The following is a 742-nucleotide window of genomic DNA, read 5'->3' as shown; positions in this document are numbered from 1 at the left end:
CGGGGGAATACCTTCCACTTGGGGATCTCCCGACGCACCCGTCGCGGTGCCCTCCTATGTAGGCATGCCGGCATCGGTTGCCGACGAGGTCGTCATGCTTCGGTTCAACGATGCCGACGGCGCCCGCCGCCGGATTGCGGATGCTGCCGATCGACTGGCGTGCGTTTTGCTTGACCCGATGCCGAGCGGCTGTGGCCTTATTCCGCCTAATCCCGACTTTGTTGCCGCTGTCATCGAAACCGCACGCCAGCATGATATTCTCATCGTCTGCGACGAAGTGCTCAATCTCCGGCAAAGCTATCGGGGAGCCTCCGCACGCTACGGCATTGAACCAGACTTGATTGCAGCCGGGAAAATCATCGGTGGTGGGTTCCCGATCGGTGCTATTGGCGGATCGCGACGCGTGATGGGTGTGTTCGACGGATCGGCTGGTCACGCCAAGGTGGCCCAAGGCGGCACATTCTCCGCAAACCCGGTCTCAATGGTCGCGGGCCGTGTCTGCTTAGAAGCTATGACTGAAGCGGCATTCGATGGGCTGGAGGCAATGGGCGAGCGATTGCGCTCGGCTCTTACTGCTGCGATTGCGCACCATCAAGCGCATTATGTAATCAGTGGTGCTGCGTCGCTCTTTCGGATCCATCCCAAGCAGAAGCTGCCACACGACTACCGGGAAGCCTATCCTTCGCCCGACGAAACCGCCGCAATGAAAGCCATGAGCCGGTTCTTCAGAAACAATGGAATC

The 742-nt window shown here is 59.7% G+C and carries 1 protein-coding gene; it reads left to right on the top strand.

Translation table 11 applies throughout. The annotated features are described in order from the left end of the window. Positions 1-94: 94 nt before the first annotated feature. The coding region (locus NKI06_RS30860) for an aminotransferase class III-fold pyridoxal phosphate-dependent enzyme (protein WP_502900634.1) at positions 95-742 on the top strand (648 nt) is incomplete at its 3' end.

Source organism: Mesorhizobium sp. M0772 (assembly GCF_040320135.1).
GTDB lineage: Bacteria > Pseudomonadota > Alphaproteobacteria > Rhizobiales > Rhizobiaceae > Mesorhizobium.
The sequence above is the reverse complement of the archived record's forward strand: the minus strand, read 5'-3'. Positions and strand labels throughout refer to the sequence as shown.